Origin of the sequence: Candidatus Pantoea edessiphila (assembly GCF_002933345.1) — a bacterium.
Classification (GTDB): domain Bacteria; phylum Pseudomonadota; class Gammaproteobacteria; order Enterobacterales; family Enterobacteriaceae; genus Pantoea_C.
This window is the reverse complement of sequence record NZ_PDKR01000001.1, coordinates 211509-235744: the sequence shown is the minus strand read 5'-3', so window position 1 is coordinate 235744 and position 24236 is coordinate 211509. Positions and strand designations below refer to the sequence as shown.

The following is a 24236-nucleotide window of genomic DNA, read 5'->3' as shown; positions in this document are numbered from 1 at the left end:
TTATTCCATAGATAAATCTTGCAATGAATTAATGACATATTCACATTCTTTCTTTGTTCCAATAGATATTCTCAGACATTTTGATAAGCCAAGATTTTTATTTTGATCACGTAATATAATGCCTTTATTACATAAAGTTTTAAAAACTTTAGATGAATATTTAAATCTTACTAACACATAATTGGATTTGCTAGGGAAAACATGTTCAACACAATTACAACTATTTAATTTTTTAATAAACCATTCTCTAGTCATATTTAATTTTTTTACATTATTGTTCATTAAAATAATATTTTCCTTACTTAATGCTTGAGTTGCTATATCAGATACGGGTATTGATAAAGGATAAGGTGTAATTACTTTTAATAAAAGTTTAATTACTTGTTCATTAGCAAGTACAAAACCACAACGCAAACCAGCTAAAGCAAAAGCCTTTGATAAAGTACGTAATATAACTAAATTCATATAATTTTTTAATAGATTAACCAATGTAGATTGCATACAAAACTCAATATAAGCTTCATCTGCTACTAAAAGTGTTTTTCCTTTAGTTATTTCTAGAAGGTAACAAATATCTTTTAAATTAATAAGATTCCCAGTAGGATTATTTGGGTTGCAAATAAAAATTATTTTTACATTATCTAAGCTTTTAGCAATAACTGGTAAATTTAACTGCCAATTATTAATTTTAGGCACAATACGATAATTGATCCCTATAGTTTCAGCGCTAACTTTATACATACCATATGTAGGTGGACAAAATAAAATAATATCCTTGTTTGGTTCGCAAAATGTTTTAATTATTAATTCTATTGCTTCATCTGCTCCACGACTTGCTAAAATTTGATTAGGAAGTAAATTAGCATAATTAGCATAACGCTCAATCATTAATTTTGGTTGACATTCTGGATATCTATTCATTAGCTGCTTAGATAAACAAAAGGGTACTCCAACTGGAAACTCATTGGCATTAAGCCATGTATTTCCAATTCCTCCTAAACTACGTGCTGATTGATATGGAACTAGAGTACGTATATTTCTACGAGCTAATTTTTCAATATTATTAAAGTTCATGTTTTTTCCTTTATTATATCAACACGTAATGTAACAGATTTTTTATGAGCATCTAATTTTTCAGCAGCTGCTAGAATTTCAATTGTTGAAGATAAGTTAAGAAAACCTTGTAAAGTTAGTTCCTGAACTGTAATACGTTTTTGAAAATCCATAACACTAAGGCTAGAAAAACTTTTAGTATAGCCATATGTTGGTAATACATGATTAGTTCCAGAAGCATAGTCACCGGCAGATTCCGGAGACCATTTACCAAGAAAAACAGATCCAGCATTATTGATTAATTTTAAAAGATCTCTTGGGTTAGATGTTTGAATTATTAAATGTTCAGGTCCATAAGTATTAGATATTTCTATACATTGTCTTAAATTGCTTGCTACAATAAATGAACTATTATTTAAAGCTTGAATTATAATTTTTTTTCTTTTTAAATTTACTAGTTGTTTTTTAATGGTTTCTAAAACTTTTTTTGCTAATTCTAAAGATGTAGTTAAAAGAATTACTTGAGAGTTTGGTCCGTGTTCTGCTTGTGATAATAAATCAGATGCAATAAATATTGGAATCGCTTTTTCATCAGCAATTATTAATAATTCTGACGGACCAGCAGGCATATCAATTGCAACTCCGTCTTGCAGTTGACTAACTTGTTTTTTAGCTTCAGTGACGTAAACATTACCTGGACCAAAAATCTTATCAACTTTTGGTATTGTTTCTGTCCCAAAAGTAAGAGCTGCTATAGCTTGAGCACCACCTATTTGAAATATTTCATTTATTTTACATAATTGAGCAGCATATATAATTTCATTAGCAATTGGTGGTGGGGAACATATGACGATATGTTTGCAACCTGCAATAAGTGCAGGAATTGCTAACATTAAAACAGTTGAAAATAATGCTGCTGAACCTGCTGGAATATATAAGCCTACTGATTGTATAGGGAGCGTAATTTGTTGACATCTTATACCAGGCTGAGTTTCTATATCAATATTGTTGATAAGTTGTGCTTCATGAAAAGTTTGTATATTATTATATGCTATTGCCAAAGCTTTTTTTAATTGATTACTAATATTTATATTAGCTTCTTTTATTTGTTGTGATGTAACATTAAGGTCTTTCAATTTTATATTGTCTAATTTAAAATTAAAATCATGTAAAGCCTGATCACCACTTTTTTTAACCTTATTTAATATATTCATTACTGTTTTTTGTACATTAATAGAAGATATAACATTTGGACGTGTTAATAATGTTTTTTTCTGTAATTTATTACAGTTTTTCCACTCAATTGGTATGAGATCAATCATCATTCACTCCATTATTTGCTCAATAGGTAATACCAAAATTGAGCTAGCTCCGATTGTTTTTAATTTTTCCATTGTTTCCCAAAATAATGTTTCACTACTAACCATATGCATTGCTACACAGTTAGTATTCCCAGCTAAAGGCAATATAGTAGGATATTCAGCTCCAGGCAGTAAATTTATTACATCTTCTAAACGTTCACTTGGTATATGTAATATAATATACTTAGATTCACGTGCTTTAATTATACCTTGAATACGTATCATCATTTTTTTTATTAGATCTTTCTTGATTTCAATCATTTCTCCATCACGTTGAATTAAAACTGCTTGTGAACTATAAACTACTTCAACTTCTTTTAAACCATTAGCTTCTAATGTAGCACCTGTAGAAATAAGATCACAAATCGCATCAGCTAAGCTAGCTCGTGGAGCTACTTCAACTGAGCCATTTAACATACAAGCTTTAAAAATAATACCTTTTTTATCAAGATATTTTTTTAAAATATGAGGATATGAAGTAGCAATACGAGCATTGTTTAAACAATTTAACCCTATATATTCTTTATTAACTGGTATAGCTATTGAGAGACGACAATTACCAAAATCAAGACGACGCAATATCACATAGCTTGGATTATCACCTTGTGCTAATCTAGTTAGTAGTTCTTCTTCAAGAACATTTGATCCGACAATACCTAAATCTACTACGCCATCCATTACTAGACTAGGAATGTCATCATCACGTACTCGTAAAATGTCAATTGGCATATTTTCTGCAAGTGTAATCAATGTATTTTGCTCAAGGTTAATTTTTATTCCACATCGTATTAAAAGTTCTTTTGAATCATCACTTAAACGACCAGATTTTTGTATTGCTATGCGTATACGAGGGTTATTTAACATATTTATTATCTTTTTATTATTTTTACATGAGGGGATTATTTCATTTTATTAAATATATTTATTTAATTTTATTTGTTAGATAGAGGAATATAAAAATTATAGGAGATATCAAAAATGGTATATTATATGAATTTCTAATAAGATATTCTTATGTTAAGTTTATGTCTTATGTCAGTATTTTTAGATTGATTGATATATTAGGATGTAATTATATTTTTAATTTAATCATAAACCAATAATTTAGTAAAAAGATGTTATTTCTACAATAATAGAAATTAATTTGTTAATTAATATGTTATAAATAAAGTAATAATGTTTATACCTCATTATAAATATATTATACCAATGACACGTAAATTATTAATATTTTTTAATAATATAATTAGTAATATATAACTAAAATATATTATTTTTATAAAACGTTAATAGTTTTGTTCGCAAAATGATAAATATTAAATATATTGATTTGATATTATCTTTTATTCATTATTTAAAATAGTTTTAAAGATATTAATATAAAATTAAATATGAAAAGATGGTGATGTGTAAGATATTATTATAATGTGATACTCTTGAAGTAAAAATATAATGATTTTAGTTTTTCGATTTTATTTTGGTCGTTTTTATACAAATTTTTAAATAATTTTAATTCTGATAAGAATTGTTTTATTTTTTTATCACTTAAAATGTTTTTGCAATGTTTTTTCCAAATTTGTTGTTCTAAATGACTTAATGTATTAGGATAATTTCTAGCACGATATCTAAAAAAAAGTTCTTTTAATCTAATATTTTCAAATTTTAAATTTAATCTTGATAGTAATTTTGGAGTTGTTTGACGAATTATATCCATTTTAGCTCGATCTGACATACTGAAAAAACCATCATATAACTGAGCATCCACATCAGATTCAATAGTTTGTTTTTTTTTATTAAAAATTATTGAAACTTTTTCTCTTAGTTTCGGATTATTACGAATCAACATTAAATTATTAAGACAATTAGCACGATCAATTTTTAATCTTAATTCATCTTCTGGACGTAATGCATTAATAGATACTAAAATAGGGCATCTATTTATATGTATTAATTTTATAGGAATCTTTTCTATATTTCCTATGTTACTAGTATACAATAATTTTTGTATATCAAGAATATCTAATTTTAATATAGGATATATGTTAGCAGATAAATCAATTGCTATTAATGCATTACGATTATTTGGATGCCATGCTAATGGTAAAATCAAACTTATATTACTTCTTGATGATCCAAAAATATGAGATACATGAACTAATGGTTTCATTCCGGCAATATCAATCATTGATATTATTTTTTCTTTTGTACGATATTTAAAAAAAAACTCAAAAAGTTTAGGTTGTGTTTTCTTAATTAATTTTGCTATTTCTATAGTAGCATGAACATCAGATATTGCACTATGAATATTTTTGTGAGTTACACCGTTTGCTTTAGTTAAATGTTTTAACTTAAAACTAGTGAAACCATCTTTATTTTTTGGCCAATTTATCCCATCAGGACGTAATGCATAACATGCTCGGATTACATTTAAAATATCCCAACGTGAATTTCCATTCTGCCAACTCCAACTATAGGGGTCATAAAAATTGCGATATAAAATGTTACGTGTTACTTCATCATCGAATTGTATGTTATTATACCCAACCACGCAAATTTGCTTTTTTGTAAGTATATTATAAATACGTTTAGCAAATTCAGCTTCATTAAAACCTTCAGACATAACTATTTGAGGAGTAATACCATGAACTAACACAGCTTTAGGTTGAGGTAAATAATCATTTGGCAAACGACAATAAAATACTTTAGGTTCTTTAATAGGATTAAATTCACTATCTGTATATATCCCGGCAAATTGAGCAGGACGATCAAAAGAAGGGTTAATACCAAAAGTTTCATAATCATGAAAAAGGAATTTATTACCAAAAAAATTCATATTTTCTGCCATTTTAAGATAATAAATGTCAAAATAAGATAATTTATTTCTATGATTTACTTGACAATTAAGTATTAATGTAAATTTATTCAGAATAAAATGTAATATTAATTAAGAAAACACATTAGTCACATTAGTTAAAAAAATAGAATTAACATATTGAACACCTAATATGAGTAAATTAAAATTCATTAAAAAAAGAAAATCCAAATATCACATAGATCGTGAACATAATTAATATTGATTATATTGGTATAAAAACCATCACATCCTAAAAGTTTAAAAAGAATTAATTCATGTTAATAACATACCAAACTAACAGTACTGTTTTTTATATTTTCTTTATAAACGAAATAGATTATTAAATATTATTAATATGGCTCCTCTGACTGGATTCGAACCAGTGACATACGGATTAACAGTCCGCCGTTCTACCAACTGAACTACAGAGGAATTCTTAAAATAACAATTTTTTAATTGTAGTTATTTCAAAAAAAATCAAAACAATACTTTATACTTCATAAACGATACAATTTTTGAATTTTATTTTAAATATATTCATAAGTCAATCACTATATTATAGAATAAATAAAATATTTCATAACTTAAATATGAATTATTTTGTTTTTTAAGTTTTTTATATAGTATACAGTACATCTTTTAAAATATAGAAATTTCATTTCATTAGGAATGATTAACAATGAAAATAGGTGACCATATCACTATAACATCTCCTGGTAGTTCAAATAAAATAGGAAGAATTTTAACAATTATTGAATCAATTAATAATAGAAAGATGTATTTAGTAATGTTAGAAGATTATCCTATAGGAATTTGGTTTTTTGAAGAAATTAATTCTGAGAAAAACATTCCATCTATTGAGGGGATGTGTATTAAAAAAATAAATGTTAATTTTAACAAAATATAACAATGGAAATACCAAAAACATAAATTTGAAATATATTAAATATCTTTATTAATGTAAAAAAATAAATTTATAAGGCCATGGTAATAATAACTACAATGCCATGGCTTTATTTTTTTAATTAATAGTCATAAGACTTGTGTTTCCTCCAGCTGCTGCAGTATTAATACTTACAGAACGTTCAATTAATAAACGTTCAAGCATTATATTAGTTTCACCTGGAGCAAATCCTTGTATTGAAATAATTCTATTACATTTTGCTGCAATTATTTTACATAATTGACTTAAATGATTTCTATTTCCATGAAAAATTACGGCATCAAAATACAAAGAAAATGGATTTAAATCTAATGAAATTAGATTTCTAATTTCATTAGGTAATTCATTAAATATATTTTGGTGTAATAAATCATCTTGCCAAATTATTTTACTACCTATACTTATAACAGCTGCTAATTGAATTAGAACATCTCTTTTATTATCTGATACACAAAAAATTTGTTCTCTAGGTAATAACAAAATAGAATTTTTTTCTCCTGTAGGACCAAATAAATTACGTACAGATCCAGATTGAGATAGGGTGGTGTATTGTAAGTATAAAGATTCAATTTCTGGTTCATTTTTAATCCATTTACTAAATACGGAATGTGATAAAAACAAATTTTGTTGTAACTTATCGGTTTTTTTAAAGCACTTAAAACTTTGTTGATCTAAAGTTGAGATTACTGAATTATTTGGGTATTTTGATAGTAAACGATAGAGATAAAACGATCCTCCTGCTTTTGGGCCAGTTCCTGAAAGACCTTCTCCTCCGAAAGGTTGTACACCTACCACTGCTCCAATCATATTACGATTAATATATATATTTCCAACCTTTGCTGCTGATATCAATTGATCAATAGTTCCTTCTACACGAGTATGTAAACCTAATGTTAATCCATATTTTGATCTATTAATTTGTTGAATAACATTAAATAAATTATCTATTTTAAACCTAACTACATGTAGTACTGGTCCAAATATTTCTTCTTTCAAGTCACTTATTCTATCTATTTCAATTAAAGTAGGTTTTACAAAGCTATCGCTTAATAATTCACTATTTTTATTTTGATTTTCAAATATTTTTTGATAAACTTTAAATCCTTTATTTTGCATTGATTTAATATGATTATTAATATTTTCTACAGCTTTTAAATTAATTATTGGACCAATATCAGTAGATAATTGATCAGGATTTCCCATTTTATATTCTGCCATTGCACCAAGTAACATTTCTAATGTTCGATCAGCTACTTCTTCTTGTATACATAACAAACGTAACGCTGAACATCTTTGACCAGCACTATCAAATGCTGATGAGATAATATCTGTCACTACTTGTTCTGTAAGAGCAGATGAATCTACGATCATTACATTTATACCACCAGTTTCAGCAATCAAAGGTATAGGCTGTCCTTGTTTATCTAAACGACCAGCTATTTTTTTTTGTATTAATTTTGCTACTGAAGTTGAACCAGTGAATAAAACACCTTGAACTCGATTATCAGTTATTAATTTTGTACCTATATTCTTTCCTGATCCTGGTAAAAATTGTAAAACCCCAGTGGGTATACCTGCATTTAATAGAATCTGAACTGCTTGTGCAGCGATTAATGGGGTTTGTTCTGCAGGTTTTGCTAAAACAGTATTTCCTACTGCTAATGCAGCAGAAATTTGTCCTACAAAGATAGATAAAGGGAAATTCCAAGGACTAATACAAACTACTGGCCCTAATGGTAAATGTGTTTCATTTGTAAAATTATTTTTAACTATACTAGCATAGTAATAAATAAAATCTATCGCTTCACGAACTTCAGCTATAGCGTTATTATAAGTTTTACCTGATTCTCGTATTAAAATACCCACTAAAATATTTATTTTATTTTCCATAATATTAGCAGCACGTTCTAAAATTATAGCTCTTTCATTTGGTGAAGTATTACACCAAGTTGGACCGATATCTACTGAAATTTCTATTGCTTGAGATATTTCTTGTATACTGGTTTCACGTACTCTACCTACAATATCATTTGAAATAGCTGGATTAATTATCAAATGACTACTTACATTATCATCAATAAAAATTCCGTGAATTATTGGCTTTGCTAAAAACAAAGTTTCTGTACTATTCACTAAATCATTAGACATCGAAGCTAAATAATATTCATTATTTATATTTATACCTTTAGAATTTACTCTATTTTTTCCATATAGATTACGAGGTAAAGGAATTTTTGGATGAGATAAGCCAATAATCCCTTCATTAATTCCAATGTTTTCTATTGTTTTCACTGGATCTGCAATCAATTCATTAATTGATATAGATTTATCAGCTATTTTATTAACAAATGAAGTATTTGCACCATTTTCTAATAAACGACGTACTAAATAAGATAGCAATGTTTCATAAGTACCTACAGGCGCATATATACGACAAGGTCTATTTAATTTATTATTATTTATTTTCCCTACTATTTCTTTATATAGTTTTTCTCCCATTCCATATAAACACTGGAACTCATATTGCCCATCATAGTAATTATTCCCTGCTAATTGATATATAGTTGCCAAAGTATGAGCATTATGTGTAGCAAATTGCGGATATATTAAATCGGGAAATGATAGTAATTTACGTGCACAAGCTATATATGAAACATCAGTATATATTTTTCTTGTATATACTGGATAATCTTTAAAACCATCTATTTGTGCGCGTTTAATTTCACTATCCCAATAAGCACCCTTTACAAGACGGACCATAATGCGATGATTGCTACGTTTTGCTAAATCAATTATTTCGTCTATTACGTAAGGACATCTTTTCATATAAGCTTGAACAACAAAACCAATACCATTCCAATTTGCAAAATCTGATTCAAAACAAATTTTTTCTAATAAATCCAAGGATAATTCAAGACGGTCAGATTCCTCTGCATCGATATTTATTCCTATATTATAACAACGTGCTAAAAATATTAATGATTTCAAACGTGGATAAAGTTCTTCTATAACACGTAAGTACTGTGATCTACTATAACGTGGATGAAGTGCAGATAATTTTATTGAAATTCCAGGGTTATCATAAATAGTCATGCCTTGTGAAACATTACCAATTGCGTGAATTGCCTTTCTATAAGACATAAAATATTTTTTTGCATCAGTAGCAGTTAAAGCAGCTTCTCCTAACATATCGTAAGAATAGCTGAAACCTTTTTTTTCAAATTTACGAGCATTTTTTAATGCTTTTTTAATATTTTCGCCAATTACGAATTGTTTACCTATTATACTTATTGTTATATTTACAGCTTTACGAATCAATAGATCGCTCTTCTTACATATTTTGCTAATTATTTTTTTATAAAAAGGTTGTAATATTTTTTTTTCATTATTTACAGATATAATTTGTTTAATAAATATTAATCCACGAGTCATAATATTAACAGGTAAAGAATTACTATTGCTTAGATGTAAATGCCATTTTCCACTTTTTATCTTATCATGAATTAATATATCACGCATTTTATTATCGGGAATTCGTAATAATGCTTCAGCTAAACACATTAACGCAATACCTTCTTTAGATGATAATGGAAATTCTTGAAGTAATTTTTGCACTATCTCGGAAGTTATAGATATATTTTTGCTGTTATTTCTTAATTTATTAGAAAGACTCCAAGCTAATTTATAAATTTTTTTATTTAAATCTTTATCAATACGTGATTGTTCCAATAATACAGGTACTAATTCTGTTTCGGGACTACACCATTTTGACGTGATAATCGATCTAGTTAATGATTTTAATAAAATTTGTTCAGATAGTTCTAAAAAAGGTTGATATATTTTATATGATTTTGTTTCTTCAATAGAATTCAAATAAAAATTAGCAAATGAACTACATGATAAATTTTTATCTTTTTCAATTTGAGCTAAGTAATTAAGAATAGCTTGTTTTGTTAACCAATAAGGTGTTTTATTAATATTTTGTGCAGCTATCCTAATACGTTTATAAATATCATTGTCTAGTCTTAAACCCATGGTAATCATACCCATGATTCCCTGCTCCCTAAGATTGTTTCAATGCTTCGTGATTTATAAAAATTACTTATTTTTATTATATTAGATTAAATTATACAAACGTTTTCTATTATTGTTATTTATTATATTTTTTACTATCCTTTAGAATGAAAATGTTTTAAATCTTCATAATTTAATATTTAAATCATATAATTCATATCGAACAACATATTTACTGTTAGATAAAATTAGTTTATATCGTTAAAATACAATTTGTAATTAGTTTATTCATTTAGTAAATAATTTTAATGCATAAGTTTAATATATCATATTATGATGTGCTTTTCCGGTTAGATTTACATTTTAGCTGATTAAAATGCATCCTTGTTAACAAGAAATGATTAACTTTATTATCTCTTAATTGAATTATTTAATTGTAAACAATAGATAATATGTTAAGAATTAATTAAATTTTACATAAAGCGGAGAGCATATATGAATGTAAAAACACCGATGGTGATAACATTTGTAGTTTATATTGTTGGAATGTTGCTAATAGGTTTTTTTGCCTATCGTTCAACTAAAAGTTTTAATGAATACATCTTAGGAGGACGAAGTATAGGTAGTTTAGTTACTGCTCTTTCAGCAGGTGCATCAGATATGAGTGGATGGTTATTAATGGGATTGCCTGGCGCTGTTTATATCTCGGGTATTTCTGAGAGTTGGATTGCTATTGGATTAATAATTGGGGCCTGGCTTAATTGGAAAATAGTAGCTAGTCGATTACGTTTGCAGACTGAATACCATAATAATGCATTAACATTACCTGATTTTTTTACTAATCGTTTTGAAGATGACAGTAAAATTTTAAGGATTATATCAGCATTTATTATCCTATTTTTTTTTACAATTTACTGTGCATCTGGTATTGTAGCAGGTGCTAGATTATTCGAAAGCACTTTTAACATTAGCTATGAATATGCGTTGATGGCCGGTGCAGTTACTACTATCATATATACTTTATTTGGAGGATTCCTTGCAATTAGTTGGACTGATACTGTACAAGCCAGTTTGATGATTTTTGCGTTAATGATGACATCTGTCGTATTAATTATTGCATCGGGTGGATTATCTAATGCAATATCGATAATTGAAGCTAAAAACATATCAAATATAGATATGATTAGAAATTTGAAATTTGTTGAAATAATTTCTCTTCTAGGATGGGGTTTAGGTTATTTTGGTCAACCCCATATTTTAACACGTTTTATGGCAGCCAAATCCCATCAATCGATTTCTATAGCTCGAAGAATTAGTATGACATGGATGATATTATGTTTATTAAGTGCAATATCGGTAGGCTTCTTTGGTATTGCATATTTTGCAAAGAATCCAGAACAATCAAGCATAGTTATTAATAATAGTGAACGTATATTTGTTGAATTAGCTCACATATTATTTAATCCATGGATTTCTGGTGTTTTATTATCCGCAATCCTTGCGTCTATAATGTCGACTTTAAGTTGTCAATTACTAGTATGTTCAAGCGCTTTAACTGAAGATTTATATAAAAATTTTTTTCGCAAGAATGCTAATCAACGTGAACTAATATGGGTTGGTCGTTTTATGGTTTTATTGATATCAATGATTTCAATATTTTTAGCTATGAATCCAAACAATAGAATATTAAGTTTAGTTAGTTATGCTTGGGCAGGTTTTGGAGCATCATTTGGCCCAGTAATTGTTTTTAGTATTTGCTGGAGACGTATGAATCGTAACGGTGCATTAGCAGGTATGATAGTAGGTGCTATTACAGTACTACTATGGAAAAAATATGGATTGGGTAATTTATATGAAATAATTCCAGGATTTTTATTTGCTAGTATAGCCATTATAATTTTTAGTTTTATCGGAAAAAAACCATCTAAAGAAGTAGTTAAAAGATTTGATTCAGCAGTGGTTAAACTAAAAACAAAATAATGTTTATGTAACTTGTTTGATGTTTGTATACAGTCTGCTTTTAGATAAAAAGCAGACTTTATGTTTACGATAAATGAAATAATTCTATTAATTAGATCAGTTAAACCAATTAACTAATTATAATTAATCTAACAAACAACTAACAGAAAAATAACTTATTACTATAAATACCTTTCTTTGATCTTATATGACGGTGAGAGAGGGATTTGAACCCTCGATACGTTATCGTCGTATACACATTTTCCAGACGTGCTCCTTAAACCACTCGGACATCTCACCAAAATATATTTTTCTTTAAGTTTTAGATTTATTTTTATCTTATTATATGTTTTATGAATAAAATATACATCATATTTTTATAAATTTAACTTAAAATATTTATTATTAATATAGCATAACTAATTATGTAGACTATTTTACTATATTAAATATATTTATAATATATAAAATATATATCTACGACATATATTTTCATTGTTTTAGTTATATTACATATATTTTACAATTTTTATTCCTAATATATTAAGAACTTCTGTTAATATTTTAAAAGTTAATAAAGATAATTGCAATCTACTATATTTAATTGATGTATCTCCTATATTCAATATAGGACATTTTTCATAAAAACTAGAAAATTTACTAGTTAAATCATATATATAATTACACATTACATGAGGGGTACCACTTTTTGCAACTTTAACAATTACTTCTTCAAATTGCAATAAGCACAATACTAATCTTTCTTCATTAGTATTGCTAATGATAATATCTTTATTTAAAAAATTTTTATAATGTTTTGATTTATCTAATATTGATGTTAAACGTGTATAAGCATATTGCATATAAGGAGCTGTATTACCTTCAAATGTTAACATTTGATCCCAATTAAAAATGTAATCTGTAACTCTATTCTTTGATAATTCTGAATACTTAATAGCACTCATTCCAATTGCTTCTGCTAAATGTTTTGCTTTGTTATCGTCTATTTTTTTGTTTTTCTTTTTTACTAATTTATATGCTCTTAAAAATGCTTCATCTAATAATGATGATAATTTTATGGTATCACCTGATCTAGTTTTGAAGGGATTATTATTATTATCTAAAATCATACCAAAGGAATGATGTTCTAAAATAACATAATTTGGAATATAACCTGCTTTTCTTACTATATTCCAAACTTGTAATAAATGTTGATGTTGACGTGAATCAGTATAATATATGATACGATCTGCCTTTAATTTTTCATATCTATATTTAATACAAGCAATATCAATAGTAGAATATAGATATCCTCCATCTTTTTTTTGAATAATTACTCCCATTGGTTTTCCTTCTTTATTTTTAAATTCATTAAGGAAAACAACAGTGGCTCCTTGGCTTTTTACAGCGAGTCCTTTCTTTTTTAAATCAGAAACAACTTCTGAAAGCATAGGATTATATAGACTTTCTCCCATTATATCTTTATTAGTTAATGTTACATTTAAGCGATTATATATTTCTTGATTTTGTTTCATGCTTATATTAACTATTTTTTTCCATATATTAAGACAGTTTTTTTTGCCTCTTTGTAATTCTAATACATAATTTCTTGCAAGATTTGCAAAAATGGGATCATTTTCGTAATTATGTTTTGCTTTACGATAACAATCTTCAAGATCTTTTAATAAGTTGATATCTATATAGTTTTTATTTTGTTCTTTTTTGATAAATGCTATCAACATACCAAATTGCATACCCCAATCGCCAATATGATTAGCACGGATGACATTATGACCAAGAAATTCAAATACATGTGCCATGGCATCCCCTATAATAGTAGAACGCAAATGACCAACATGCATTTCCTTAGCAATATTAGGAGAGGAATAATCCAAAACAATTGTTTGCGGTTTTATGGGAGTTATACCTAATTTTGGCATAATTAACATGTCTTTTGCCTTTTTAGCCATCCAATTATTATCAAGAAATATATTGATAAAACCTATGCCACCGATTTCAATTTTATTGGCAATATCTTTTAAATCAAGATAATTAATAATATCTTCAGCCAAACATCTTGGAGATTTTCCTAATTTTTTTGCCAAAAACATAACACCATTTACTTGATAATTACCAAATTCAATTTTTGTAGCTTGACGTACTTGAGGTTTACAATCTGCTTCCGGTATGCCAACTAAAATCATTGCTTCAATGATTTTTTTTGAAATTAACAATTTAACATTCAAACCACTAACCTTATTCATTTTAAAATAATATTTTTATTATATAATATAATTACGGTTTTCTAATGCAGATTTAAGTCTTTTTATCGCTTTGTCTAAGGTATTACGTGTACAACCAAAATTAAAACGAATAAAATTATTATCACCAAAGTCTATTCCAGGAGAAAATCCTAGTCCATGTTTTTCAAAATAAATTACTGGATCATTAATATTAAAGCTACTAATATCTATCCAACCAAGATAAGTAGCTTCTGGTGATACCATTGATAAACCTTGAATTAAATTTATTTGATGTACTAATCGATCTCTATTACTACGTAGGTAATTAATTAACGATTTTAACCATTTGCTACCTTTAAGCCACGCAGCTTCAGCAGCTACAATAGCAAGTATATTTACTTCTGGTACAATAGCTTGACGAGCACGCATAAATCTTTTTCTTAGAAATTTATTAGGAATAATTGCTATAGAAGTACCTAACCCAGCAATATTAAAAGATTTCGAAGGAGACATAAAAGTAATACTACGTTGAGCAGCATCCTCGTTTAAGGAACCAAATGGAATATGTTTAATACCTGGTTCAAGTATTAAATCACAATGAATTTCGTCCGAACATACAATTAAATTATTTTTCTGTGCAAAATTTAATTGTTCTTTTAATTCAGTATATCGATAAACAGTACCTCCAGGATTTTGTGGATTGCATAACATAAGTAATTTTTCTTTATTAGTTATTTTATCTCTAGCAATATCAAGATCTAATACCCAGCGTTTGTTTTTTAATACTAATGGTATATTTAATTGACCTCTATTAGCTAATATTGCAGAATTACGAAAAGGTGGATAAATAGGAATAGGCGTTATAATATTTTCGTTAGCTATAGTAAAGGCACGTACGGCCAAATTCAATCCACTTACAACGCCTGGTAATATTACAATCCAATCATGTTTTAAATGCCAATTGAAATTTTCATGTACATAATCAATAAATATATCCATTAATAAAGTTGGTTTATGACCATAACCGAAAACACCATGCGATGCTCTTTTTTTTATGGCATCTATAATACATTTTGGTGACATAAAATCAGTATCAGCTATCCACAAAGGTATTATGTCTTTGTCCTTATATTTATTCCATTTAATACTATCACTATGACGACGTTCTATTTGATTATCAAAATTAAATATCATTTTTATTTCCTAGATATAAGTTGAAAATACCTATAAAATAGTTAATAATGCATATTTATGAATATTTTATTATAAAATAAGTTCATAACTAGATTTTAAATACAAATTTAGTTCAATGTAAGGTTTTTTAGCTATAGTTATTGCTCTTGTTGGTCCAGACATACTTTAATTATTTTTAAAATCATTTGAATTTAAAATATTAATAATAATATTTAATCTTAATAAGATATTTACTTATCATCTATTCAGTACTTCGTTATTCTGTACACGAAGTAATTATATAATTAAAAATATGTGCATTTATGAAATTGATTTTTTAGCTAAGCCTTTAGCAACTCAGATGTAGGAATAAAAATACATTTTTCATTTGTGAACATGTGCATAACTTTTTTAGGTATTAATAAATTTCTGTCATTATCATTGATAACTCATTTTTATAAAACCAGTTAATCACTATTTTTTAATTATAAAATATGCTTAATAAAACGCCTATGATAAAGAACTCCAATTGAGAAAACCATATCAAATGCTTTTAATGCAGGTTCTTGTTCAATGCTTAAAGATAATAAATAAAGTCTACGATCATTTTTTATCAGATTACGTATAGCTTAGAATTAAAATAAAAATAATTTTGGATCAATGCCAATTACTAAATTAGTATAATAAACAACCATCCTCAACATATAATACCCATTTCCACAATCATATCTAAAATAATTTTCTTTTTAAAGAATAAATATAAGGTAAAAGCCTTTTATATTTTCAATCTCAGCAATAAGGAATAATAAACTTTATGCCGAGTATAAAATTATAAATAATTTTATACCTATTACATTTATTATTGTTAATATTATCACGAACTGATTTTATATCACGTATTAAATTAAATATTGTAGTTCTAATCTAGGAAAATATTCTAATGATTTAACACTCATAAAAATGACTATGAAGTTTTTTCTTTCTAATGATTAATTTTCTAAAAAGCTATCTACTGCAATAATAGTACAATTAGATGAGATGATATTATAATAACTTACTAAAGTTGCTGTTCCTAAGTAGTTATTAAAAATTTTGGATTAATGATTAATAGAACGACTAATATCACAAATATTAATATAGATTTAATAAACATTTTGCCGGTATATCAATTTTTCATCGAAAATCTAACTATCTATTATTGTAATAATAATTGAATATAATGTATTTTCTCGTTCATTTCTTTACTTAATAAAAAATATTAACTTGTTATTTTTATAATAATTTAAAATTTTTCCTAAAAATATATTTTATATATTTAATATTTTTGAGAATAAATATTATATTTAAATTAATCCGTTATTAATAACTCAAAAACTAAAAATAATGAAAATATACTTTATAAAGGCTTATAATTTGAAATTTTAAAAAATATCATTCTGTGGAATATTAATTGTTTTTGATATAAAATGATTAATTTAAAAAATTATATAGAACATAAAATTTATCATTAAATTTTAATGTTAAAAATCTTAATTATTATATCAATGCTATTTATTTTTAATATAGAATTAATTTTAATCAAGGATAAGTATTTTTTATGCGTACTATATACTGTGGCCAGATAAATTCAATTAATATAGGTCAACAAGTAACCGTTTGTGGTTGGGTAAATAATTTTCGTAATTTTGGGGGAATGATTTTTGTAGATATAAGAGATCGGGAAGGTATTATACAAGTATTTTTTGATAATAACTCTTATTCAGATACTTTCAAATTAGCATCTAAATTGAGAAATGAATTTTGTGTGCAAATTACTGGAATTGTTATTACACGTGAAGAGAAAAATAAGAACTCAAAAATCAAAACTGGAAAAATAGAGATTTTAGCTAGTGTTTTAAATATTATTAATAAATCTGAACCATTACCACTAGATTATAGTCAAAATAGTAAAGAGGAGGCCTATCTAAAATATAGATATTTAGATTTACGTAATTCAAAATTAACTGAAAGATTAATATGTAGATCTAAAATTACTAATTTTATTCGTTGTTTTATGAACAAAGCAGGTTTTCTTGATATTGAAACTCCAGTATTAACCAAGACGACACCAGAAGGTGCTCGCGATTATTTAGTGCCAAGTCGCATACACAAAGGTAAATTTTATTCATTACCACAATCTCCTCAATTGTTTAAGCAACTTCTTATGATTGCTGGATTTGATCGTTATTATCAAATTGTAAAATGTTTTAGGGATGAAGATTTACGATCAGATCGTCAACAAGAATTTACTCAAATTGATGTAGAGGCATCCTTTGTTAAATCAAATCAAATACTTGATATAATGGAAAGTCTAATAAGAGATCTGTGGTTACATATAAAAGGAATAAATCTTGGTAAATTTCAGCAAATAACTTTTGAAGAAGCAATATATTTTTATGGATCAGATAAACCAGATTTACGTAATCCATTAAAAATAATAGATATTAGTGATATTTTAAAAGATATTAACTTTAAACCTTTTGAAAGTTTATCAATTAGTTTAAAAAATCGTATTGCTGCATTATGTATACCTAATGGTATAAAAATTAGTAGGAAACAAATTGATGAATATAATAATTTTGTTAAAAACTATGGAGTTAAAAATTTAATTTGTGTTAAAGTAAATGACCGTAAGCAAGGTTTAAAAGGGATGCAAGGTTCAATAATAAAATTTTTAAATCCAGAAATAGCTGAATATATTCTTCAAAGAACTAATGCAAATGATGGTGATCTGATAATGATTATTGCTGACTATTATAAAATAGTAGCAGATGCGTTAGGTGCATTAAGAATTAAATTAGGCTTAGATTTAAAAATGGTTGATGATAATATCTATGTTCCTTTATGGGTTGTTGATTTTCCAATGTTTACTAAAGAAAGAGATGGTTCTCTGTATGCGACACACCATCCATTTACAGCACCAAAAACTGCAAATGCTGATGAATTGTTTGCTAACCCAACTTATGCTTTATCTAATTCATATGATATGGTAATTAATGGTTATGAAGTTGGTAGCGGTTCAGTTAGAATTGATAACTTTGAAATGCAAAAAACTGTATTTAATATACTTGGACTTTCAGAACATGAACAACAAGTTAAATTTGGCTTTTTTTTAGATGCATTAAAATTTGGTACACCCCCTCATGCAGGTATAGCTTTGGGGTTAGATCGTTTAACAATGCTACTAACAGATACAAATAATATACGTGATGTTATTGCTTTTCCAAAAACCACCTCTGCTACTTGTTTAATGACAAATGCTCCTAGTGAAATAAATTCAAGTACTTTATTAGAATTAGGTCTTGAATTAGTAAAAAACAAAATTTAATATTAAAATGCAAATTTGACTTGGTATATCATATTGTTATAATTGTAATTATATAGTTTTCTACTATTTATTATTAATTAAAATTTTTTAATATAAAAAAGATAATTAAATGGATTTTTATATTAAATTTATTAAAGCTTTAAATTTAGATATAAAAATCTAACATATTTTTATAGGTATTTATATTTATTTAAAAATAAATTAATTTAATTAAAACTACAATATACAAATTGACACAATTCAATTAGAGATTTATGATGCCCATCATTTTAGGTATTGATCCCGGATCTCGTTTTACTGGATATGGTATTATTTGCCAAAATAATCATTGTATCACTTATGTAGGTAGCGGATATATTTCTACAAATACAACTGAATTATCTACTAGTTTACAATTAATTTATTCTGGTTTAACTAGAGTTATTAAAAAATTTTCACCTGATTGTTTTGCTATCGAAAGAATATTTATGTCTAAAAATGTCCATTCAGCATTGAAATTAGGCCATGCAAGAGGAGCAGCTATAGTTGCAGCAATCAATTTTAACCTTCCGATGTTTGAATATACTGCTAGCCAAATAAAAAAAACTGTAGTTGGAATAGGAAATGCTAAAAAAAATCAAGTTCAATATATGGTTAAAATGATATTAAAATTATCTGTAAGTCCACCTATTGATTCTTCTGATGCACTGGCAGTTGCTATTACTCATTATCATATTTATAAAAGTAAAAAAGATCATGTCAAGATGAAATAATTTTTATCTATAAGCAAATATAATAAAAATATTTAAATAAATTTATATATCTAATATTTTCAATATAGTTTTATTGCAAAGGAAATGAATTTAGTGATAAGTCAATTGAAAGGTAATATTTTAGAAAAATATCCTCCGATAATATTGCTTGAAGTTTATGATGTAGGTTATGAAATAAACATGCCAATGACTTGTTTTTATAAATTACCAGATATTAATAGTAAAGTAATAATTTTCACTCATTTTATAATAAGAAAAGATATTCAATTACTATTTGGATTTAATAGTAAACAAGAACGCACATTATTTAGAGAGTTAATTAAAGTAAATGGAGTAGGACCTAAATTAGCTTTATCTATACTTTCCAGTATGTCAGCACAACAATTTATAACAGCAATAGAGAACGAAGAAATAATCTCATTAAAAAAGTTGCCTAGTGTAGGAGAAAAAACTGCTAAACGTTTAGTTATTGAAATGAAAGATGTATTTAAAAAAATGTATAAAGATTTATTTGAAGGTGATTCAGCATTTAATGTCAATAAATTAAATAAATTACAAAATATCACTGATGCGGAATCGGAAGCAATTGCTGCCTTGATATCATTAGGATACAAATCAAAAGATGCTAAAAATATGATCACTAAATTAGGTAAATCAAACGAAAAAAACTGTGAAATATTAATAAGAACAGCACTTCGTAATATCATTTAAGGTAGTAATAAACTATGATAGGAAATGATAATTTAATCACTGATTATATTAATATTAACAAAGAAGAAGAGAATATTGAAAAAACAATTCGTCCAAAATTTCTCAAAGAATATATTGGTCAAAAACAAGTACGTGATCAAATGGAAATTTTTATAAAAGCAGCAAAATTGCGTGGGCACGCATTAGACCATTTATTAATTTTTGGTCCTCCTGGACTAGGAAAAACAACATTGGCGAATGTTGTTGCTAATGAAATGAATGTAAACTTATCTATTACTTCAGGTCCAGCCTTAGAAAAAACTGGAGATTTAGCTGCAATATTAACTAATCTTGAACCTAAAAGTGTGCTTTTTATCGATGAAATTCATCGTTTATCTTCGTCACTAGAGGAAATGCTTTATCCTGCCATGGAAGATTATAGACTAGATATCATAATTGGTGAAGGACCAGCAGCTCGTTCTATTAAACTAGAATTACCCCCTTTTACTCTTATTGGAGCAACTACTCGTATGGGATCCTTAACAGCTCCATTACATGATCGTTTTGGCATTATTCAACGTCTAGAATTTTATCACATAAATGATTTAAAAAATATAGTTATTAAAACTGCTAAATGTTTAGGTTTAAAGTTAAGTGAAGAAGCTGCTTTAGAAATAGCATGTCGTGCCCGAGGAACTCCTCGTATTGCTAATCGTTTGTTACGTCGGGTAAGAGATTTTGCTGATGTTTGTGCTAATGGTGATTTAAATAGATCAGTTTCAAATAGCGCTCTTGAAATGCTAAATATTGATAAAGAAGGTTTAGATTATATGGATCGTAAATTTATTTTAGTTATTATAGATAAATTCATGGGTGGACCAGTGGGACTAAATACTATTGCATCTGCTATTGGTGAAAAACGTGAAATGATTGAGGATGTAATTGAACCATTTTTAATTCATAAAGGTTTTATTAAACGCACTCCTAGAGGACGTATAGCAATGCAACAAGCTTATAAACACTTAGGTATGAATTACAATGATACTATAATAAATATTAAATATTAATTTCTAGCATAAAATAAACTAATAATAAAAAGACAACTTAAACATAAGACTATAGAAGGAGCAGCTGGAGTATCATAAAAAGCTGATAAAATTAAACCAGTAGTCACTGCGATAATTCCTATTACAATAGCTATAATAGCCATTTGTTCTGGAGACTTTGCGAAGTATCGTGCTGTAGCAGCTGGAATTATAAGTAATGACGTAATAATCAATGCTCCTACAAATTTTATTGATACACCTATTAATACTGCTATTATAAACATCAAAATTAAACGAGTATATTTAATATTTATGCCATTTACTTTCGCTATTTCAGTATTTATCGATATTAATAACAGAGGACGCCATTGCCATATTAGAATTGTTAATACCAAAATCATGAAAATTGTTATTATCCATAAATCATTAAAAGTAATTGATAGTAAATCTCCAAATAAATAACCCATTAAATTTACTCTAATATTTGATATTAAACTAACAATTACCAAGCCAAGAGATAACGCACTATGTGCTATAATGCTTAGAAATGTATCCACACTTAATTTAGAATTGTTTTCAATTATTATTAAACTTAAAGTTATTAAAAGCCCAATAAATATTAAAGTATAATTAGGATTTATATTTAATAACAAACCTAAAGCAACACCAAGAAGTGAAGCATGTGCTAAAGTATCACCAAAGCATGATAATTTATGCCAAATAATAAAACAACCTAAAGGACCAGCTGCTAAAACTAATAAAATACCTCCTAACCAAGCTGGCAATAAAATATCAATCATAAAATAAAAACCTTTATTATTTTTTTAGATCATTTTTGTGAATGTTACAGCAATTGCTATGATGATGACGATAAAGAGCTAGTTGTTGGATATCATGTAAACCAAACATTGATATAAATTCTGGATGTTTTGATACTGATTCTGAACTACCAGAGCAGCAAATATGTTTGTTAAGACATATAACTTCATCAGTTTTTGACATTACTAAATGTAGATCATGAGAAACCATTAAAACTCCGCAATGAAATTCATATCTTAACTGATCTATTAAATCGTACATCGCAATTTGACCTTGTACATCCATTCCTTGTGTTGGTTCATCTAAAACTAATAATTGTGGTTTATTAAGCATCGATCTAGATACTAAAACACGTTGAATTTCTCCTCCAGATAAATTTTGTATTTGATAATTCAATAAATGAGAAGCGTTAACTTTATTAAGTGCTAATGATATTTCATTATCAGTACTGTTGTAAGATAGTTTCATAAATCTTTTAACTGTAATTGGTAAAGTTAGGTCTATATATAATTTCTGAGGAACATATCCAATTTTCAATCCTGAAAGTCTACTAATTTCACCGGAAGATGGAATTAATAGATCTAATATTACATATACTAATGTAGATTTTCCTGCTCCATTAGGGCCGATCAACGTTAAAATTTTGTTTGATTTTAATGAAATATTAATATTATTTAATATAGATCTATTATCATATATAATTGATACATTTTTAAGTTTTACTAGTATAGTCATTTTATAATATGTTAACTAAAAAGTATTAATATTGTATAATAAAATTTTTTATTTTAAATAAAATTACTTATGACTAAAAAAATATTTATTCTATTAATTAATTTGGTTTTATCTAACCTGATTGTATTATCTATATATGCAAACGTAGTTGTATCCATTAAACCTATTGGATTTATTGCAGCGGCTATTATTGGTAATATTATGCCTATCGATGTTATCGTTCCAGATGGTGCATCGGAACATAGTTATATGTTACGCCCATCAGATGAAAAAAAATTAAAAGATACAAATTTATTAATTTGGAACGGAGCTGAAATAGAACCATTTATGGCTAAATCAGTAAATAATATCCCAAATAATAAAATTATTGTTATTCCACAAATACAAGGAATAAAAAGATTCTTTATTCAAATAAAAAAAGATAATTATAATTATAATATAATAAATAAATGTAATAAAGATATTAATACAAATTTAAGTAATAAACAATATAATATGCATTTTTGGACTTCTCCTGATATAGCTAAAACTATTGCAATTGCTATTCATGAAAAATTATTAAAACTTATGCCGGAAAATAAAATTATATTAAATAACAACTTAGAAAAATTTAAGAAATCACTAGATAATATAGATAATCAAATTATGAAGCAACTTAGGCCAATTAAGGATAAAGGATATTTTGTTTTTCATGATGCTTATGTTTATTTTGAAAAACATTATGGATTAGCCCCTCTGGGATACTTTACTATAAATCCCGACATTCAACCTGGTGTTAAACATTTATATGAAATAAAAAAAAAATTAAAAGAAAAAAAAGTTGTTTGTGTCTTTTCAGAACCGCAATTCAAACCAGCTGTTATCGATAGTATAACTAAAGATGTAAAAATAAATAAGGGTGTTTTAGATCCACTAGGAAGTGACATAAGATTATCAAAGGATAGTTATTTAAAATTTCTTTTGCAATTATCTAATCAATATAAAAATTGTTTATTAAAAGATAGCGATAGGAATAAAAAGCAATAATGAAGAGAAAAATTATACCATCTATCATATATAAATTTAGTTATTTATCAATATCTATTTATTCTTTAATATTATTATCAACAATTATATTTGTTAATATTAAAATGGATTATTTTAATGAACATAATTTGTCTCAAATCAATAATTGGATAAATTTAGATAATAATAGCTATATATTATTATCCAAATTTTACAGTAAAC

Annotated in this window: 16 protein-coding genes, 2 tRNA genes and 1 pseudogene; 7 read left to right on the top strand and 12 right to left on the bottom strand. The window is 26.4% G+C overall.

What is annotated here, in order from left to right; all coding sequences use genetic code 11:
* The 5 genes from hisC to CRV09_RS01085 form a co-directional block, all read right to left on the bottom strand.
* Window positions 1–1074 (bottom strand): histidinol-phosphate transaminase, encoded by a 1074-nt coding sequence (gene hisC / locus CRV09_RS01105; RefSeq protein WP_136132292.1) that lies wholly within the window; start codon window positions 1072–1074, stop codon window positions 1–3.
* On the bottom strand, window positions 1071–2378 hold the full coding sequence (hisD, locus tag CRV09_RS01100; RefSeq protein ID WP_136132291.1) for a histidinol dehydrogenase: 1308 nt from the start codon (window positions 2376–2378) through the stop codon (window positions 1071–1073). The genes hisC and hisD overlap by 4 nt, the downstream gene beginning before the upstream one ends.
* The gene (hisG, locus tag CRV09_RS01095; RefSeq protein WP_136132290.1) at window positions 2379–3278 is read right to left on the bottom strand and encodes an ATP phosphoribosyltransferase; all 900 of its coding nucleotides are present in this window, start codon (window positions 3276–3278) and stop codon (window positions 2379–2381) included.
* 556 nt (window positions 3279–3834) lie between these two features.
* Window positions 3835–5247 carry an exodeoxyribonuclease I gene (sbcB, locus tag CRV09_RS01090; RefSeq protein WP_136132289.1) on the bottom strand — a complete coding sequence of 471 codons (1413 nt, stop codon included), beginning with the start codon at window positions 5245–5247 and terminating at the stop codon, window positions 3835–3837.
* A gap of 377 nt (window positions 5248–5624) precedes the next feature.
* A tRNA-Asn gene (locus CRV09_RS01085) sits at window positions 5625–5700 on the bottom strand.
* A 247-nt stretch (window positions 5701–5947) separates the two neighbouring features.
* On the opposite strand from CRV09_RS01085, the gene CRV09_RS01080 reads away from it, so the two are divergent.
* A complete protein-coding gene (locus CRV09_RS01080; protein WP_136132288.1) occupies window positions 5948–6175 on the top strand; it encodes a hypothetical protein in 228 nt (75 codons plus the stop codon).
* A 114-nt stretch (window positions 6176–6289) separates the two neighbouring features.
* Here CRV09_RS01080 and putA read toward each other — a convergent pair whose 3' ends face one another.
* Complete coding sequence (putA, locus tag CRV09_RS01075; RefSeq protein WP_136132287.1) at window positions 6290–10261, bottom strand: trifunctional transcriptional regulator/proline dehydrogenase/L-glutamate gamma-semialdehyde dehydrogenase; 3972 nt, start codon at window positions 10259–10261, stop codon at window positions 6290–6292.
* A gap of 459 nt (window positions 10262–10720) precedes the next feature.
* Here putA and putP point away from each other — a divergent pair, with 459 nt between their 5' ends.
* Window positions 10721–12205, top strand: coding sequence for a sodium/proline symporter PutP (gene putP, locus CRV09_RS01070; RefSeq protein ID WP_136132286.1), 1485 nt, complete (start codon window positions 10721–10723; stop codon window positions 12203–12205).
* Window positions 12206–12396: 191 nt separating this feature from the next.
* Here putP and CRV09_RS01065 read toward each other — a convergent pair.
* The 4 genes and pseudogenes from CRV09_RS01065 to CRV09_RS03680 all read right to left on the bottom strand — a co-directional run.
* Window positions 12397–12484 (bottom strand) — tRNA-Ser (locus CRV09_RS01065).
* Window positions 12485–12693: 209 nt separating this feature from the next.
* Entirely contained in the window at window positions 12694–14430 is a 1737-nt protein-coding gene (argS, locus tag CRV09_RS01060; protein ID WP_136132285.1) for an arginine--tRNA ligase, read from the bottom strand.
* A gap of 36 nt (window positions 14431–14466) precedes the next feature.
* Window positions 14467–15621, bottom strand: coding sequence for a MalY/PatB family protein (locus tag CRV09_RS01055; protein ID WP_136132284.1), 1155 nt, complete (start codon window positions 15619–15621; stop codon window positions 14467–14469).
* Window positions 15622–16085: 464 nt separating this feature from the next.
* Window positions 16086–16313, bottom strand: a pseudogene (locus tag CRV09_RS03680) (DUF1698 domain-containing protein); the annotation flags it as partial.
* Window positions 16314–17197: 884 nt separating this feature from the next.
* On the opposite strand from CRV09_RS03680, the gene aspS reads away from it, so the two are divergent.
* The 4 genes from aspS (at window position 17198) to ruvB (ending at window position 21476) form a co-directional block, all read left to right on the top strand.
* Window positions 17198–18967, top strand: coding sequence for an aspartate--tRNA ligase (gene aspS, locus CRV09_RS01040; RefSeq protein WP_136132283.1), 1770 nt, complete (start codon window positions 17198–17200; stop codon window positions 18965–18967).
* Window positions 18968–19224: 257 nt separating this feature from the next.
* Window positions 19225–19719 carry a crossover junction endodeoxyribonuclease RuvC gene (gene ruvC / locus CRV09_RS01035; protein ID WP_136132282.1) on the top strand — a complete coding sequence of 165 codons (495 nt, stop codon included), beginning with the start codon at window positions 19225–19227 and terminating at the stop codon, window positions 19717–19719.
* 93 nt (window positions 19720–19812) lie between these two features.
* Window positions 19813–20430, top strand: a complete 618-nt coding sequence (gene ruvA, locus CRV09_RS01030) for a Holliday junction branch migration protein RuvA (RefSeq protein ID WP_136132405.1) — start codon at window positions 19813–19815, stop codon at window positions 20428–20430.
* 14 nt (window positions 20431–20444) lie between these two features.
* A complete protein-coding gene (gene ruvB / locus CRV09_RS01025) occupies window positions 20445–21476 on the top strand; it encodes a Holliday junction branch migration DNA helicase RuvB (RefSeq protein ID WP_136132281.1) in 1032 nt (343 codons plus the stop codon).
* On the opposite strand, the gene znuB is transcribed toward ruvB, so the two are convergent.
* Together znuB and znuC are read right to left on the bottom strand one after the other, a co-directional pair.
* Window positions 21473–22255 carry a zinc ABC transporter permease subunit ZnuB gene (gene znuB / locus CRV09_RS01020; protein WP_136132280.1) on the bottom strand — a complete coding sequence of 261 codons (783 nt, stop codon included), beginning with the start codon at window positions 22253–22255 and terminating at the stop codon, window positions 21473–21475. The two genes, ruvB and znuB, sit on opposite strands and share 4 nt — an antisense overlap.
* Window positions 22256–22271: 16 nt before the next feature.
* On the bottom strand, window positions 22272–23009 hold the full coding sequence (znuC, locus tag CRV09_RS01015; protein WP_136132279.1) for a zinc ABC transporter ATP-binding protein ZnuC: 738 nt from the start codon (window positions 23007–23009) through the stop codon (window positions 22272–22274).
* 69 nt (window positions 23010–23078) lie between these two features.
* On the opposite strand from znuC, the gene znuA reads away from it, so the two are divergent.
* Window positions 23079–24035: a zinc ABC transporter substrate-binding protein ZnuA gene (gene znuA, locus CRV09_RS01010; protein WP_136132278.1), complete on the top strand. Its 957-nt coding sequence runs from the start codon at window positions 23079–23081 to the stop codon at window positions 24033–24035.
* The last annotated feature ends 201 nt before the right edge of the window (window positions 24036–24236 follow it).

Excerpts from the sequence above, each read along its gene's own strand:
- ruvC (WP_136132282.1), top strand. The coding sequence starts at position 19,225 with ATGCCCATCATTTTAGGTATTGATCCCGGATCTCGTTTTACTGGATAT.
- znuB (WP_136132280.1), bottom strand. The coding sequence starts at position 22,255 with ATGATTGATATTTTATTGCCAGCTTGGTTAGGAGGTATTTTATTAGTT.
- CRV09_RS01080 (WP_136132288.1), top strand. The coding sequence starts at position 5,948 with ATGAAAATAGGTGACCATATCACTATAACATCTCCTGGTAGTTCAAAT.
- znuA (WP_136132278.1), top strand. The coding sequence starts at position 23,079 with ATGACTAAAAAAATATTTATTCTATTAATTAATTTGGTTTTATCTAAC.
- znuC (WP_136132279.1), bottom strand. The coding sequence starts at position 23,009 with ATGACTATACTAGTAAAACTTAAAAATGTATCAATTATATATGATAAT.
- hisD (WP_136132291.1), bottom strand. The coding sequence starts at position 2,378 with ATGATGATTGATCTCATACCAATTGAGTGGAAAAACTGTAATAAATTA.
- putP (WP_136132286.1), top strand. The coding sequence starts at position 10,721 with ATGAATGTAAAAACACCGATGGTGATAACATTTGTAGTTTATATTGTT.
- CRV09_RS01055 (WP_136132284.1), bottom strand. The coding sequence starts at position 15,621 with ATGATATTTAATTTTGATAATCAAATAGAACGTCGTCATAGTGATAGT.
- hisC (WP_136132292.1), bottom strand. The coding sequence starts at position 1,074 with ATGAACTTTAATAATATTGAAAAATTAGCTCGTAGAAATATACGTACT.
- ruvB (WP_136132281.1), top strand. The coding sequence starts at position 20,445 with ATGATAGGAAATGATAATTTAATCACTGATTATATTAATATTAACAAA.
- hisG (WP_136132290.1), bottom strand. The coding sequence starts at position 3,278 with ATGTTAAATAACCCTCGTATACGCATAGCAATACAAAAATCTGGTCGT.
- sbcB (WP_136132289.1), bottom strand. The coding sequence starts at position 5,247 with ATGAATTTTTTTGGTAATAAATTCCTTTTTCATGATTATGAAACTTTT.
- putA (WP_136132287.1), bottom strand. The coding sequence starts at position 10,261 with ATGGGTATGATTACCATGGGTTTAAGACTAGACAATGATATTTATAAA.
- aspS (WP_136132283.1), top strand. The coding sequence starts at position 17,198 with ATGCGTACTATATACTGTGGCCAGATAAATTCAATTAATATAGGTCAA.